Consider the following 14200-nt stretch of genomic DNA (forward strand, 5'->3'; position numbering starts at 1 on the left):
AGCCGCGATCGTTCGCCGAGGCGACCGCTGAGGTCAGGGTGCGGCTGTGGAGTTCGCGAGCGCGTCGAGTTCGCGGGGGAGCGTGCGCATCCCGGTCAGCGGGGAGATGAGCACGGGCAGCGCGGAGAGCACGGCGAGGCTCGCGAAGATCCACAGTGTGGGAACGATGCCGATCACGTGTGCGATGGTCCCGCCGAGGAACGCGCCGACCGGCATCGGCCCCCACACGAGGAACCGGATCGAGGCATTCATCCGCCCGAGCAGCGGTTTCGGACACAGACGCTGGCGGAAGCTCACCTGCGCGACGTTGTAGACGACGACCATCCCCGAGAGGACGAACCAGCCGAGGAGCAGAGTCGGCAGGGCCGGCAGCACCGAGGCGGCCGGAACGGTGAGGAAGCAGAGACCGCCGATCACGGCCGAGACGGCGATCGACCGGCCCTCGCCGACGACCTTCTGCACCCACGACGAGCACAGTGCCCCGAGGATCCCGCCGACAGCCCCGATCGACATGACGAGTCCGAGCTGGAACTCATTGAACTCGAGCGTGCGCAGTGCATAGAGGACGAGGAGGCCGAACACCGCGGAGGACGCGAGATTCGTCAGGCCCGTGCAGGCGACGATGCGACGCAGCAGCGGGTGGCCGAGGACGAAGGAGAGGCCCTCGCGGATGTCGGCGACGAGCGTCGTGTCGGTGCTCGCATCCGATCGTTCCTCCTGGTGGCGGATCCGGCTGACGAAGAGGCTCGAGAACGCCATGCACACACTCGTCACTCCGACCGTCAGAGGTCCGCCGATGAGCCCGACGAGACCGGAGGCCGCAGACGGTCCGACGACGGAGGCCGTCTGCTGGCTCGCCTGGAGCTTGCCGTTGCCGTCGCTGATCTGGTCGCCGGCGACGATCTCCGGCAGGTACGACTGGTTGGCGACGTCGAAGAAGACGGTGACGACGCCGACGAGGGCGGCGATGATCCACAGCTGGCCGATCGAGAGCAGGCCGAGCGACCATGCCAGGGGGATCGTCAGCAGGAGTCCGGCGCGCACGAGGTCGCCGGCCACGATGATGCGCTTCTTGCGCATCCGGTCGACCCAGGCGCCGGCGGGCAAGCTGATGAGGAGGAACGCCGCGGATTCGAGTGCGGCGAGGACCCCCATCTCGAAGGCGTTCGCGTGGAGCAGCTGGACGGCGATGAGAGGGAGGGCGAAGAGGACGAACTGGTTGCCGAAGACGGAGACCGTGTCGCCCATCCACAGCTGCCGGAAGTCGTGGTGGCGCCACAGGGAGCGTGTGGGGGACCGGTCAGGGGGCGCGCTCGCCGGCGTGGACTGCTCCTCCTGTGATGAGGTCGGCAGGTGCGGCAGCGGCGGACCCGTCGGCACCGTGGGCGCACTCGGCGGAACGGGGCCGTCAGTCGCATGGTCCCGCCGGGATTCGCTGGGGTCGTGTGGAGTCATCGGCTCTTCTTCGAGTCAAGGTGGTGAGCGGCGGTCGGCTGTCACCGCCAGGCGTCGCGATCAGCAGTGATTGAGTTCTCTCAATCACCAGTGTGGCACCGCGGCGCTCATCCGGCAATACAGTCATTGACTTCTCTCAATCGTTGGCTAGCGTGGAGGGCATGAATGAGGAGGCAGGAGGCGGGGGCGCGGATCGACCACCGCGTGACGCCGAGCGCGTGGCCCGGGCGATCGACCGCCGGGCCGCGACCGACGCCGAGGCGAAGGCGCTCGCCTCGAGCGTGCGCATCCGCATCCTGCGCCTGACTCTTTCCGAGGCGCTGACCAACCGGGAGATCGCCGAGGCGGTGGGGCTCAATCCCGCGACCGCGCTCCACCACGTGCGCATGCTCGTCGACACCGGGTTCCTCGAGGCCCAGGAAGTGCGTCGAGGCCGCCGCGGAGCTCGCGAGATCCCCTACCTGGCGACGGGCAAGAGCTGGTATCTCGATCTCGGTGACGAGGTGACGAATCCGATGATCGAGGCGTTCGCGGCCGAGTTCGCCGCCGCGCCGTCCGAGGAACGGACGATGAGCCGGATGGCCGCAATGCTCACCCCCGAGGAGGTCGGCGAGTTCCGTCAGCGGCTCGAGGACCTGCTCGAGGACTTCCGGTCTCGGAACTCCGCCGATCGCAGCGACGGTGCTGAGCTGCGTGAGTGGGCGGTCTTCGTCGCGATGCACCCGAGCGCGCGCTCCAGCGTACCCGGCCACCGCCTCGGCGCCTCTGACGGCGAACAGCCACCGACGCAGTGATCCGACGAATACGCGGTCTGCACACCGCGTATTCGTCGGTTCACCGCGTCGCAGCCGCACGACCCCCAAGGCGCGCCGAAACCTGCGGATTTGCCGGGATCGCGCGCCGAATCACCTTAGGATATGGAGCATGGCGACCAGAACGACTTCCCCCGCTTCTGGCACCGGCAAGCGCTCTGCCTCGAAGGCGAAGGGTGGTTCCGGACAAGCGGGGACCGAAGACCCCGGGACAAACGTTGTCACCGGTGCGTGGAGGGGAGTGGCCCACATGGCCGGCAACCGTGCGCGAAAGATCCTCAGCGACGAACCGGACGAGCAGTCGCCGACGAAGAGGGACGGCACCGCGTTCTTCCTCATCGGCCTCTCGATCGTCATCGCCGCCTTCGAATGGTGGAACATCCCCGGCGCGATCAGCGACGTCGTGCGCAACGTCGTTGAGGGCACCTTCGGCCGCGTGGCCCTGGCCCTGCCGGTGATCTTCACCGGCTACGCGATCCGCCTGTTCCTCCGCGGCGACGACAACCGCGGGAACAACCGGATCCTCATCGGCATCATCCTCCTGCTGCTCTCCGCCGCGGGACTCGCCCACATCGCCGCCGGCAACCCGACGTTCGTCAACTCGCGCGAGGCGATGGCCAACGGCGGCGGCGCGCTCGGCTTCGTCGTCTCCTCACCGCTCGTCGTCGCGACGACCGTCTACGTCGCCGTGCCGCTGCTCGTCCTCCTCGGACTCTTCTCCCTCCTCGTCATCACCGCGACCCCCGTCCGGTCGATCCCGGCCCGCCTGACCGCGCTCTACCAGCGCCTCACCGGCGGTGCCCGACCTGCCCCGGAGACGGCTGAGGACGCCGAGGCGAACGCCACCGACCTCGTCGCCGAGAACACCCACACCTCGAGCCTCAAACCGGTCATGGGCGCCAAGCGCCGCAGCCGGAAGAAGAAGACCGAGATCCCGGAGCTCGACCCGCCGGTCGACGACGACCTCGCCGACAAGGCCTACGACAAGGCCTACATCCGCGAGGAGGAGGTCTCCGACGAAGAGGCCGACACGACGGTCATCGACACCGAACCGAAGTTCAAGCCCGGGGAGCGCCGCCCCACGAAGGCCGAACGCGAGGCCTCGGCGCTGAAGAAGGCCATCGGGATGTCCGACGACGCCCCGACCGTCGCGCACCAGTCGACCTCGGCTGCCGCCTCGGCGCCGGTGCCGACGACGAACACCCCGGCACCGCCTCCCACGGAGCAGCTGCCCGAACGCGTCGAACAGCTCACGCTCGCCGGCGACGTCACCTACACTCTCCCGAACTCCGACTTCCTCGTCCCCGGACCTCCGGCGAAGGAGCGCTCGGAGGCCAACGACCGCGTCGTCGAGGCCCTCCGCGACGTCCTCGAGCAGTTCAAGATCGACGCCCAGGTCACCGGCTTCTCCCGCGGTCCGACGGTGACCCGCTACGAGGTCGAACTCGGCGCGGGCACGAAGGTCGAGAAGGTCACGGCGCTGAGCAAGAACATCGCCTACGCCGTGGCCAGCGCCGATGTCCGCATCCTCTCGCCGATCCCCGGCAAGAAGGCGATCGGCATCGAGATCCCGAACTCCGACCGTGAGAACGTCGCCCTCGGCGATGTGCTGCGCTCGAAGGCCGCCCGCAAGACCGACCACCCGATGGTCATGGGCGTGGGCAAGGACGTCGAAGGCGGGTTCGTCGTCGCCGACCTCTCGAAGATGCCCCACCTCCTCGTCGCCGGTGCCACCGGCGCCGGCAAGTCGAGCTTCGTCAACTCGATGATCACCTCGATCATGATGCGCGCGACCCCCGACGAGGTCCGGATGATCCTCGTCGACCCCAAGCGCGTGGAGCTGACGATCTACGAGGGCATCCCGCACCTCATCACCCCGATCATCACGAACCCGAAGAAGGCCGCCGAGGCGCTCGAATGGGTCGTGCGCGAGATGGACGCCCGCTACGACGACCTCGCGAACTTCGGGTTCAAGCACATCAAGGAGTTCAACAAGGCCGTCCGCGAGGGCCGCGTCCAGGTGCCCGCCGGGTCCGAGCGCGTCCTCCAGCCCTACCCGTACCTCCTCGTCGTCGTCGACGAGCTCGCCGACCTCATGATGGTCGCCCCGCGCGACGTCGAGGCCTCGATCCAGCGGATCACGCAGCTCGCCCGCGCCGCCGGCATCCACCTCGTGCTCGCCACGCAGCGCCCCAGCGTCGACGTCGTCACCGGCCTCATCAAGGCCAACGTGCCCTCGCGGCTGGCGTTCGCAACCTCGTCGCTCGCCGACTCGCGCGTCGTCCTCGACCAGCCCGGCGCGGAGAAGCTCATCGGCCAGGGTGACGCCCTGTTCCTCCCGATGGGTGCGGCGAAGCCGATGCGCGTCCAGGGTGCGTGGGTCAACGAGTCCGAGATCGAGAAGGTCGTCGAACACGTCAAGGGCCAGCTCACCCCGAACTACCGCGAGGACGTCGCCGTCGAGGCGCCGAAGAAGCAGATCGACGAGGAGATCGGCGACGACCTCGAACTCCTCCTCCAGGCCGCCGAACAGGTCGTGACGACCCAGTTCGGCTCGACGTCGATGCTCCAGCGCAAGCTGCGCGTCGGCTTCGCGAAGGCCGGCCGCCTCATGGACCTCATGGAGTCCCGCGGCATCGTCGGACCCTCCGAGGGCTCGAAGGCCCGCGACGTCCTCGTCCGACCCGAGGACCTCCCGGCCACCCTCGCCGTCATCAAGGGGGAGACCCCACCCGCCGAGGCGGGGGCCGGCAGCACGCCATCGGCCGCCGACGACTTCGCCGAGGACTTCGACGACGAGGACGGCTACGACGATCGCGGCGAGACCGGTGCGTCGCCCGCGGGAGGGTCGGCCGCCTCGGCGCGCACCGATCCCTACGCCAACGGCGTCGGACACGCCGAGGACCTCCAGGTCGGCGACATCGACCCGGAGACCGGCCTCGAAGTCGTCGAGGCCTCCGGCGAGGACGCCTGGCAGCTGACAGGACGCTGACGACAGCGAAGCCGGCCACCGATCGGGGTGGCCGGCTTCGTGCTCTCAGCAGCGCAGCCCCGGTCGCGGTCCGCGCTTTCGATTGCGGTGCCGCGCTCTCGGCAGCGGTCTCGGATAGGGTTGAGGTGTGAACGATCGCCCCGAGACCCCGCCCGCAGCCGAACCGAGCGCCTGGAACCTCCCCAACGCCCTGACGGTGGTGCGGATCCTCCTCGTTCCCGTCTTCCTCGTCCTTCTCCTCAACGACGGGGGACAGAACCTCACGACGCGGTGGTGGGCGCTCGCGGTCTTCCTGCTGGCGATGGCCACGGACAAGATCGACGGCGACCTCGCCCGCAAGTACAACCTCATCACGAACTTCGGCAAGATCGCCGACCCCATCGCCGACAAATCGCTCATGGCCGCGGCCCTCATCGGGCTCGCGCTCGTCGGCGAGCTGCCGTGGTGGGTGCCGGTCATCATCCTCGTGCGCGAACTCGGCATCACCGTGCTGCGCTTCTTCATGATCCGCATCGCCGTCATGCCCGCGTCCAAGGGCGGCAAGCTCAAGACCGTCCTCCAGACCGTCGCGATCGGACTGTTCCTCCTGCTCAAGCCGCTCGCGTTCATCGTCCCCGTGCCCGTGGCGATGGTCCTCATCGTCGTCGCGTGGGTCGTCATGGCCGCCGCGATCGTCGTCACGATCGTCACCGGCATCGACTACTGCATCCAGGCGGCCCGGTTGGCCCGCACCGCGCATTCCGGCGCCGAGGCGACCGATCGTTCCCCGTCCGACGGGACGTCCGCGGACGGCTCGGTCCGGCAGCCCGGTCACGACGAGGCCGGCGGACCCGGGGCGCGACCGGACGGGACCGAGGACTCCGAGGGACCGCGGACCGGCGATGGCCGGTGACCTGCTCACGGAGTCCCGGGAGATCATTGCGACCTGCGCGCAGCTGGGACTCTCGGTCGCCTCGGCGGAATCCCTGACCGCCGGTCGCTTCGTCTCCACCCTCGTCGACGTCCCCGGCGCGTCCGCGGTCGTCCGCGGCGGTCTCGTCACCTATGCGACCGACCTCAAGGCGAGCCTCGCCGGCGTCGACGCCGACCGCCTCGAGGAGACCGGTCCCGTCGATGAGGTCGTCGCCGCGCAGATGGCCGTCGGGGCCGCCCGCGCCTGCGTCGCCGACATCGGCGTCTCCTGCACGGGGGTCGCCGGACCGGACCCGCAGGACGGCAAGGAGGTCGGCCTCGTCTACACGGCGATCGCCTTCGGCTCGCGCGCCCACGTCGTCGAACACCACTTCACCGGGGATCGGGAGGCGATCCGGTCGGCCACGGTCGCGGCCATGGTCGAGCGCCTCGGCGAGTTCGTCGCGAAGCTCGCGTTCGGACCCGACCCGAGCACGGACAGCGCTGCGGAATAACTTCCCTTGTGCGATGGTTGAGAGTTCAAGATGACATACGCACAGACATGCCACCGCGCCGGTTTCTCCGAAAGGACTGGCAATACCCCCATCTCACCCGCTCAGGTTGGCGCCCCCGCGCGACCGGGCTGTAAAGTTGAATCCACGATCGCGCGATCAAAGGGAGGGACGCACAATGTTACTGAGAGTTGAAATCGGCGACGCACTGCGTTCCGCTCGCCGCCGTCAAGGACGGACGCTGCGCGATGTCTCCACGGGAGCGAGCGTGTCGCTCGGCTACCTCAGCGAGATCGAACGCGGACAGAAGGAAGCCTCCTCGGAGCTGCTCTCCGCGATCTGCGAAGCCCTTGAGCTGCCGGTCTCGGCTCTGCTCAGCGAGGTCTCGGACCGCTTCGCCCTCGAAGAGGGCGTCGCGATTCCCGACACCATCCCGCAGGAGCTCTCGGACAAGATCCTCGGCCACCCGGGCGGTTACCCGACCCCGCGGCTGGCCGCCAAGCCGTAATGCGCCACACGCTCTACTGGACCCTCATGAACGAGGAGTTCGGGGAGGCGCGTGCCGCATCCCTCCACACCGACCTCACCCTCAGCAGCCTCGGTTCGGTGACCGCCGCCGAGGCCTTCCGCCAGGGCATCGAACCCCGTGACATCTGGATCGCCGTGTGCGATTCGATGGGGGTGCCCGAATCACGGCGCCTCGGCAAGGAGAAGCCGCGGTCCCGGCCGTTCTGAGCTGCCGGGTCGGGAGGTTCTGACCCGCTGAGCTGGGCGGCGGTGTCGGCTGGTGCGACCGGCTCGCCGGCGTGCCGACAATCTTCGAACGACACGCCGCGACATTTCGAACACATGTTCTTATATCGGCTATGATGGTGAGCGAATCACGGGACCTGTGACCACGAGTGGCCGGTTGTCCACAGGGGAGATCGCTTCCCTGTCGTCATGTCAGTGCCATCTTCTAGCCTTGGTCTCACAGTTTGCGAACACTTTAGGAGAGGTCATGGCGCGTACACCCAAGAACCTGCAGATCCCCACCGGCGGCGACAAGTCCAAGGCACTCGACGCCGCACTCGGCCAGATCGACCGCAACTACGGCAAGGGCGCGATCATGCGCCTCGGCGAGGGCGTCCGGGAGCCCATCGAGTCGATCCCGACCGGCTCGGTCGCCCTCGACATCGCGCTCGGCATCGGCGGTCTCCCGCGCGGCCGCGTCGTCGAGATCTACGGACCGGAGTCCTCCGGCAAGACGACGGTCGCCCTCCACGCGGTGGCGAACGCCCAGAAGGCCGGCGGCATCGCCGCGTTCATCGACGCGGAGCACGCGCTCGACCCCGAGTACGCGAAGAAGCTCGGCGTCGACACCGATCAGCTCCTCGTCTCCCAGCCCGACACCGGTGAGCAGGCGCTCGAGATCGCCGACATGCTCATCCGCTCCGGCGCGCTCGACATCATCGTCATCGACTCCGTCGCCGCCCTCGTGCCGAAGGCCGAGATCGAAGGCGAGATGGGCGACAGCCACGTCGGCCTCCAGGCCCGCCTGATGTCGCAGGCGCTGCGCAAGATCACCGGTGCCCTCGCCCAGTCGAAGACCACGGCGATCTTCATCAACCAGCTCCGTGAGAAGGTCGGCGTCTTCTTCGGCTCCCCGGAGACGACCTCGGGCGGCAAGGCGCTGAAGTTCTACGCCTCCGTGCGCATCGACGTCCGCCGCATCGAGACCCTCAAAGAGGGACAGGACGCGATCGGCAACCGGACGCGGGCGAAGATCGTCAAGAACAAGGTCGCCCCGCCGTTCAAGCAGGCCGAGTTCGACATCCTCTACGGCCACGGCATCTCCCGCGAAGGCAGCCTCATCGACATGGGTGTCGACAACGGGATCATCCGCAAGTCCGGTTCGTGGTTCACCTACGACGGCGACCAGCTGGGTCAGGGCAAGGAGAACGTCCGCAACTTCCTCCGCGACAACCCCGGCCTCGCCGAGGAGATCGAGCTGAAGATCAAGCACAAGATGGGTCTCATCAAGGTCGAGGACGAGGCCACCGAGTCCGCTGCCGCCGAGGAGACCGACGACGTCGAGATCTCGTGACCGTGTGCCGGCCCGCGCAACCCGCGCGCGGAGTCGGCATGACCTCATGACTGGGGGAGACCCATGACTGAAGAGCGCACTTCCGCTGCTCGCCGTCCCGACGGACCCGGGACCGAACCCGCCCAACTCAGCGACCTGCGCGCGGCGATGTCCGACCTCGAACGCCGTCACGCGCAGGGGGAGTCGGGGTTCTTCGCCGGGCTCGCCGAGCCGGGCGACGTCGCCACCCCGACGAGCGATGAGGTCGCTGCAGCGGGCGACGATGTCGCCGTGCAAGCGGGTGACGTCGCCGTTGACACAGGGGAGAAGCCCGCGCGGACCGACGCTTCCTCCCTCGTTCCCGTTACCGGGGACTCCCCGGAGTTCGCCGAGGCCTATGCGAAGGCGAAGAAGACGGCGCTCAACATGCTCGCGATGCGCGACCACTCGAGCACCGAACTGCGTGAGAAGCTCGCGAAACGCGACTTCGACCCGTCGGCGATCGACCGGCTCATCACCAAGCTCGAAGGCTCCAACCTCCTCGACGACACCGAGTTCGCTCGGCGCTTCGCGAAGGCCCAGCGTGAGGGAAAGAAGCTCTCCCGGTCGGCCCTGCGCCGGCAGCTGAGCAGGAAGGGCATCGACGAGGACACGATCGCTGGTGTCGTCGACGAGGTCGACGGCGGTGCCGAGGGTGAGGAGAGTCTCGCCCGCGATGTCGCCGAGAAGAAGGCGCGATCGACCCGCGGCCTCGACCACGAAGTGCGCGAACGCCGGATCCTCGGGATGCTCGCCCGCCGCGGCTTCTCCTCGACGATCTGCCTCAAGGTCACCCGTGAGGTGCTCGCCGAGGGCTGAGTCGACGACAGCGGAGGCACAGGTGCGGCGGTAGAATGGTGGGGCCATGACTGAACTCATCGACGCCCCGCACACCACCGACGCGCACGCGCGCAGCTACGAGGTCAAGACCTACGGCTGCCAGATGAACGTCCACGATTCCGAACGCCTCTCCGGCCTCCTCGACGACGCCGGATACGTGCGCGCCGACGCCGACGCCCAGGCCGATGTCGTCGTCTTCAACACGTGCGCGGTGCGCGAGAACGCCGACAACCGCCTCTACGGCAACCTCGGTCGACTCGCGAAGGTCAAGAAGAACCACCCCGGTCTGCAGATCGCCGTCGGCGGCTGCATGGCCCAGAAGGACCGCGACACGATCGTCAGGAAGGCCCCCTGGGTCGACGTCGTCTTCGGCACCCACAACATGGGTTCGCTGCCCGCGCTCCTCGAACGCGCCCGGCACAACGACGAAGCCCAGGTCGAGATCCTCGAAAGCCTCGACGTCTTCCCCTCGACCCTGCCCAGCCGCCGCGAATCCCAGCACTCCGGGTGGGTGTCGATTTCCGTCGGCTGCAACAACACGTGCACGTTCTGCATCGTCCCCAGCCTCCGCGGCAAGGAGAAGGACCGCCGTCCCGGCGACATCCTCGCCGAGGTCGAAGCCCTCGTCGCCGACGGCGTCGTCGAAGTCACCCTGCTCGGGCAGAACGTCAACTCCTACGGTGCCGAGTTCCGTGACAAGGGCGCGTTCGCCAAGCTCCTGCGCGCTGTCGGCAATGTCGAGGGCATCGAACGCGTGCGCTTCACGAGCCCGCACCCCGCGGCCTTCTCCGACGATGTCATCGACGCGATGGCCGAGACCCCGACCGTCATGCCGCAGCTGCACATGCCCCTGCAGTCGGGTTCCGACCGGATTCTCAAGGCGATGCGCCGGTCGTACCGGACGAGCCGCTTCATGCGCATCCTCGACACGGTGCGCGAGCGGATCCCGCACGCCGCGATCACCACCGACATCATCGTCGGCTTCCCCGGGGAGACCGAGGAGGACTTCGCCGGCACGATGGACATCGTCCGCCGTGCCCGGTTCTCCCAGGCCTTCACCTTCCAGTACTCGATCCGTCCCGGCACACCCGCGGCCACGATGCCCGACCAGCTGCCCAAGGAGATCGTCCAGGAGCGGTTCGAACGCCTCATCGCCCTCCAGGACGAGATCGCGTGGGAGGAGAACCGGGGGCTCATCGGCACCGAAGTCGAGGTCCTCGTCACGAGCCTGCCGAACGCCGACTCCCCGCGCCTGAGCGGACGCGCCGCCGACAACCGGCTCGTCCACGTCGCCCCGCCGGCCGGAGTCACGCTGCCGCGCCCCGGAGACTTCGTCACAGCGACGGTCACCGACGCGAAACCCTACTTTCTCCTCGCCGACTCCGCCGTCAGCGTGCGGCCGTCACGGGCCGGCGACGCCTATGATCGCGCACAGGCCGACAGCTGCGGCACCCCGACCGCAGGCGTCACCCCCGGCGGTGCCACCGTGCTCGGAATGCCGACGATCCGCCCGCGCAGCTGAGATGCGACGCCTCGCGCTCATCCCGGCCACTCCCGTGCTGCTGTCGCACATCGACCGCACCGAACCCCGAGACTCCACGGCAGCCCGCGCAGCGATCCACGACGTCCTGGCGGCCTCCTCGGCGTGGGCCCTGCCGGTCGACACGCTGCCCGTCCTCCTCGGACTCGGCGGCTTCGGCATCGACCGCGGCATCGACACCCGCACCGGTGAGCTCCTCGAGGCAGACGCATGGGTCGACGCCGTCACCGCCTTGGACGAGGACGAACGCGACGCCTGCCGCACCGCGCACCCGGGCCTGGCCATCGCCGCACTCCACGCGCATGAAGCCGGCGTGACCATCGGGGCGGCCGGCACGAGCGAGGCTGTGCTCGCCCCCTTCGACCTCTCCGGTGCCGCCTCGGCGGATGCCCCGCTCGCCCCAGTGCCCGGGGCCAGCGATTTCGACGCCGACGTCGCCGCTGCGATCGCACGCTGGGACACCCCTGCCCTGCGCACCGCCGTGAGCGGGGCCCGCGCCGTCCACGCCGACCTCGACCTCCTCGGTGCCGCCCTCGACGACCCCGACGTCGGCACCCTGGGAACCCGCGAGGTGACGATCGTCCTCGACTCGACCGTCCACGACGTGCGCACCCTGTGCGCCGTGGCCGAAGGCTGAGATGAGCGCACCGGCACCGATCATCTCGATCGTCGGCGCGACCGCGACGGGCAAATCCGACCTCGCCCTCGACCTCGCCGAGCGCCTCGACGGGGAGATCATCAACTCCGATTCCATGCAGTTCTACCGTGGCATGGACATCGGCACCGCGAAGCTGCCGGAGGCCGAGCGTCGCGGGGTGCCCCACTACCTCATCGACGTCCTCGACGTCACCGAGGAGGCCACGGTCCAGGCCTTCCAGACCGCGGCCCGGGAGGCGATCGCCGACATCCGCGCGCGCGGGCGGCGTCCGATCCTCGTCGGCGGCTCAGGTCTCTACGCCCGCGCCGCCACCGACCACATGGAGTTCCCCGGCACCGACCCCCAGGTGCGCGCCCGCCTCGAAGCCGAGGTCGCCGCCGACCGGTGGGCCGCCCATCACCGGCTCACCGACCTCGATCCGATCGCCGCGGAGAAGATCGGCACCGGCGACGCGCGCCGCATCGTCCGCGCCCTCGAGGTCATCGAACTCACCGGCCGGCCCTTCAGCGCCTCCCTGCCCGACTACACGGAGATCGAACCGACGATCCACCTCGGCCTCGGCGTCGATCGGGCGACCCTGCACGCGCGCATCGCCACCCGCGTGGCACGGATGTGGGAGGCCGGCTGGGTCGACGAGGTCCGCACGCTGCTCGACCACGGTCTCGCCCGTGGCCGCACGGCCTCCCGGGCGATCGGCTACGCACAGATCCAAGAACATCTCGCGGGGACGATGAGCGCGGCCGCGGCCCAGGAGTCGACGATCGTGCGCACCCGCCAGTTCGCCCGCCGTCAGGACACATGGTTCCGCCGCGACCCGCGCATCACCTGGATCGACACGAGCGAGGCAGGGGCAGCGGCGCCGGACGCGCCGGGGTCGCCGCTGAGTCGGGCACTGACGATCGTTAGGATGGAGGCATGACCTCACCGTTCGCCGCACTCTCCGGCACCCGCTTCCACAAGGGGCACGGCACCGAGAACGACTTCGTCCTCCTCGACGACGACAACGGTGACCTCACGCTTCACCCCGAGACCGTCGCGCTGCTCGCCGACCGGCAGACCGGACTCGGCGGCGACGGCGTCATCCGCATTGTCCGCTCCGCCGACAGCGGCATCCCCGGCGCCGCCGACCAGGCCGCCGCCGGCGCCGAATGGTTCATGGACTACTACAACCACGACGGCAGCCTCTCGGAGATGTGCGGCAACGGCGTCCGCGTCTTCGCCCATGCTCTCGTCACCACCGGGCGCGTCCCCGCCGACGCCCCGGAGATCAAGGTCGCCACCCGCGACGGCATCAAGACCGTCCGCACCACCCTCAACCCCGCCCTCGGCGAGACCGACCCCGCGACCGAGACGTCGACCGCGCGGATCCCCGGTTCTCCCGAGGACGCGTGGTACACCGTCGACATGGGCGCGTGGTCACTCGACGACCGCGCCGAGGTGCTCGTGACCACCGACGGCATCGACGTTGCCCGCCCGGGACTGTCCGTCGAGACGGGCAACCCGCACACCGTCGTGGCGCTCGCCGAGGCAGCTGAGCTCGCCGCCGCCGACCTCCGCGACTACCCCGTCCTCGACCCGGTGCCGCCGCACGGGTCGAACGTCGAGTACATCGTCATGGAACCAGCCCGCAGCGACGTTGCCGGCGGGGAGGGCGCACTGCGGATGCGCGTGTCCGAACGCGGCGTCGGGGAGACCCGTTCGTGCGGGACCGGTGCGTGCGCGGCCGCGATCGCCGCCCATCACTGGGCCGGTCCGGCCTCGCCCCTGCAGTGGCGCGTCGACGTTCCCGGCGGTCGCCTGCGCATCGGCATCACCCCCGATCAGACCGGTGCGGCGGGAACCGTCACACTGGCCGGTCCGGCCGTCCTCGTCGCCAGCGGCACCCTCGACTGAGGTCCGCGGGCGCTGGATCGCGGGCGCTGGATCGCCGGCGCCGTCCGCCGGCGGGCGCACCGCGGTTGCGGGCGCGTCAGTCGCGCTCGATCGTGAGGATCCGGAAACCCTTCGCCGAGGCGGTGCGCTCAGCGGTGAACCCCTCACCGAGCATCGTGGTGATCCAGGTGAGAAGGGAATCGGCGCCGAGGTTCTTCGACACGACGAGGTCAGCGCGTCCACCCGGGGCGAGCCTGGGCAGCCACGTCTCCAGCAGCTCGTGAAGAGCCTCCTTGCCGATCCGGATGGGCGGATTCGACCGGATCGTCGAGAACTCGAGATCCGCGGGGATCTCGCCTGCGGTGACGGGACGGATCGTCTCGAGTCCGAGCCGGGCCGCATTGCCCGCCGTCGATTCGAGGGACCGGGAGTTGACGTCGAGGGCCCAGATGCGGACATCCACCTCGGCGTCGGCAGCCTGGAGCGCGGAATGGAGCGCGATCGGACCCCACCCGGCCCCGAGA

At 69.3% G+C, this 14200-nt stretch carries 14 protein-coding genes; 12 read left to right on the forward strand and 2 right to left on the reverse strand.

Annotated elements, in window-relative coordinates:
• Positions 1–33 precede the first annotated feature (33 nt).
• Positions 34–1455 (reverse strand): MFS transporter, encoded by a 1422-nt coding sequence (locus FFS20_RS13440; protein WP_137826347.1) that lies wholly within the window; start codon positions 1453–1455, stop codon positions 34–36.
• A gap of 161 nt (positions 1456–1616) precedes the next feature.
• Here FFS20_RS13440 and FFS20_RS13445 point away from each other — a divergent pair, with 161 nt between their 5' ends.
• The 12 genes from FFS20_RS13445 (at position 1617) to dapF (ending at position 13697) form a co-directional block, all read left to right on the forward strand.
• Positions 1617–2249 carry a winged helix-turn-helix domain-containing protein gene (locus FFS20_RS13445; RefSeq protein ID WP_137826348.1) on the forward strand — a complete coding sequence of 211 codons (633 nt, stop codon included), beginning with the start codon at positions 1617–1619 and terminating at the stop codon, positions 2247–2249.
• Positions 2250–2517: 268 nt separating this feature from the next.
• A complete protein-coding gene (locus tag FFS20_RS13450) occupies positions 2518–5259 on the forward strand; it encodes a DNA translocase FtsK (RefSeq protein ID WP_137826349.1) in 2742 nt (913 codons plus the stop codon).
• A gap of 127 nt (positions 5260–5386) precedes the next feature.
• Positions 5387–6151 carry a CDP-diacylglycerol--glycerol-3-phosphate 3-phosphatidyltransferase gene (gene pgsA / locus FFS20_RS13455; protein ID WP_137826350.1) on the forward strand — a complete coding sequence of 255 codons (765 nt, stop codon included), beginning with the start codon at positions 5387–5389 and terminating at the stop codon, positions 6149–6151.
• Positions 6141–6665: a CinA family protein gene (locus FFS20_RS13460; protein WP_137826351.1), complete on the forward strand. Its 525-nt coding sequence runs from the start codon at positions 6141–6143 to the stop codon at positions 6663–6665. Before pgsA ends, FFS20_RS13460 begins: the two co-directional genes overlap by 11 nt.
• Positions 6666–6840: 175 nt before the next feature.
• The gene (locus FFS20_RS13465) at positions 6841–7170 is read left to right on the forward strand and encodes a helix-turn-helix transcriptional regulator (protein ID WP_137826352.1); all 330 of its coding nucleotides are present in this window, start codon (positions 6841–6843) and stop codon (positions 7168–7170) included.
• Entirely contained in the window at positions 7170–7397 is a 228-nt protein-coding gene (locus FFS20_RS13470; protein ID WP_137826353.1) for a DUF3046 domain-containing protein, read from the forward strand. Before FFS20_RS13465 ends, FFS20_RS13470 begins: the two co-directional genes overlap by 1 nt.
• Positions 7398–7662: 265 nt before the next feature.
• Entirely contained in the window at positions 7663–8748 is a 1086-nt protein-coding gene (recA, locus tag FFS20_RS13475; RefSeq protein ID WP_137826354.1) for a recombinase RecA, read from the forward strand.
• A gap of 63 nt (positions 8749–8811) precedes the next feature.
• Positions 8812–9585, forward strand: a complete 774-nt coding sequence (locus tag FFS20_RS13480; protein WP_137826355.1) for a regulatory protein RecX — start codon at positions 8812–8814, stop codon at positions 9583–9585.
• Between the two features lie 46 nt (positions 9586–9631).
• Complete coding sequence (gene miaB / locus FFS20_RS13485; RefSeq protein ID WP_137826356.1) at positions 9632–11128, forward strand: tRNA (N6-isopentenyl adenosine(37)-C2)-methylthiotransferase MiaB; 1497 nt, start codon at positions 9632–9634, stop codon at positions 11126–11128.
• Position 11129: 1 nt separating this feature from the next.
• Positions 11130–11783 (forward strand): hypothetical protein, encoded by a 654-nt coding sequence (locus tag FFS20_RS13490; RefSeq protein ID WP_137826357.1) that lies wholly within the window; start codon positions 11130–11132, stop codon positions 11781–11783.
• 1 nt (position 11784) lies between these two features.
• Entirely contained in the window at positions 11785–12723 is a 939-nt protein-coding gene (gene miaA / locus FFS20_RS13495) for a tRNA (adenosine(37)-N6)-dimethylallyltransferase MiaA (RefSeq protein ID WP_137826358.1), read from the forward strand.
• Entirely contained in the window at positions 12720–13697 is a 978-nt protein-coding gene (gene dapF, locus FFS20_RS13500; RefSeq protein ID WP_137826359.1) for a diaminopimelate epimerase, read from the forward strand. Before miaA ends, dapF begins: the two co-directional genes overlap by 4 nt.
• Positions 13698–13773: 76 nt before the next feature.
• Here dapF and FFS20_RS13505 read toward each other — a convergent pair.
• Positions 13774–14200 (reverse strand): methyltransferase (locus FFS20_RS13505; RefSeq protein ID WP_137826360.1); only part of this gene is annotated, 427 nt, incomplete at its 5' end.

The organism is Brevibacterium sp. 2SA (assembly GCF_005502845.1).
Lineage (GTDB): Bacteria > Actinomycetota > Actinomycetes > Actinomycetales > Brevibacteriaceae > Brevibacterium.

What these genes read in the sequence shown, in the direction of transcription:
- FFS20_RS13440 (WP_137826347.1), bottom strand. Translation starts at nt 1,455, where the DNA reads ATGACTCCACACGACCCCAGCGAATCCCGGCGGGACCATGCGACTGAC.
- FFS20_RS13445 (WP_137826348.1), top strand. Translation starts at nt 1,617, where the DNA reads ATGAATGAGGAGGCAGGAGGCGGGGGCGCGGATCGACCACCGCGTGAC.
- FFS20_RS13450 (WP_137826349.1), top strand. Translation starts at nt 2,518, where the DNA reads ATGGCCGGCAACCGTGCGCGAAAGATCCTCAGCGACGAACCGGACGAG.
- FFS20_RS13460 (WP_137826351.1), top strand. Translation starts at nt 6,141, where the DNA reads ATGGCCGGTGACCTGCTCACGGAGTCCCGGGAGATCATTGCGACCTGC.
- FFS20_RS13465 (WP_137826352.1), top strand. Translation starts at nt 6,841, where the DNA reads ATGTTACTGAGAGTTGAAATCGGCGACGCACTGCGTTCCGCTCGCCGC.
- FFS20_RS13470 (WP_137826353.1), top strand. Translation starts at nt 7,170, where the DNA reads ATGCGCCACACGCTCTACTGGACCCTCATGAACGAGGAGTTCGGGGAG.
- recA (WP_137826354.1), top strand. Translation starts at nt 7,663, where the DNA reads ATGGCGCGTACACCCAAGAACCTGCAGATCCCCACCGGCGGCGACAAG.
- FFS20_RS13480 (WP_137826355.1), top strand. Translation starts at nt 8,812, where the DNA reads ATGACTGAAGAGCGCACTTCCGCTGCTCGCCGTCCCGACGGACCCGGG.
- miaB (WP_137826356.1), top strand. Translation starts at nt 9,632, where the DNA reads ATGACTGAACTCATCGACGCCCCGCACACCACCGACGCGCACGCGCGC.
- FFS20_RS13490 (WP_137826357.1), top strand. Translation starts at nt 11,130, where the DNA reads ATGCGACGCCTCGCGCTCATCCCGGCCACTCCCGTGCTGCTGTCGCAC.
- miaA (WP_137826358.1), top strand. Translation starts at nt 11,785, where the DNA reads ATGAGCGCACCGGCACCGATCATCTCGATCGTCGGCGCGACCGCGACG.
- dapF (WP_137826359.1), top strand. Translation starts at nt 12,720, where the DNA reads ATGACCTCACCGTTCGCCGCACTCTCCGGCACCCGCTTCCACAAGGGG.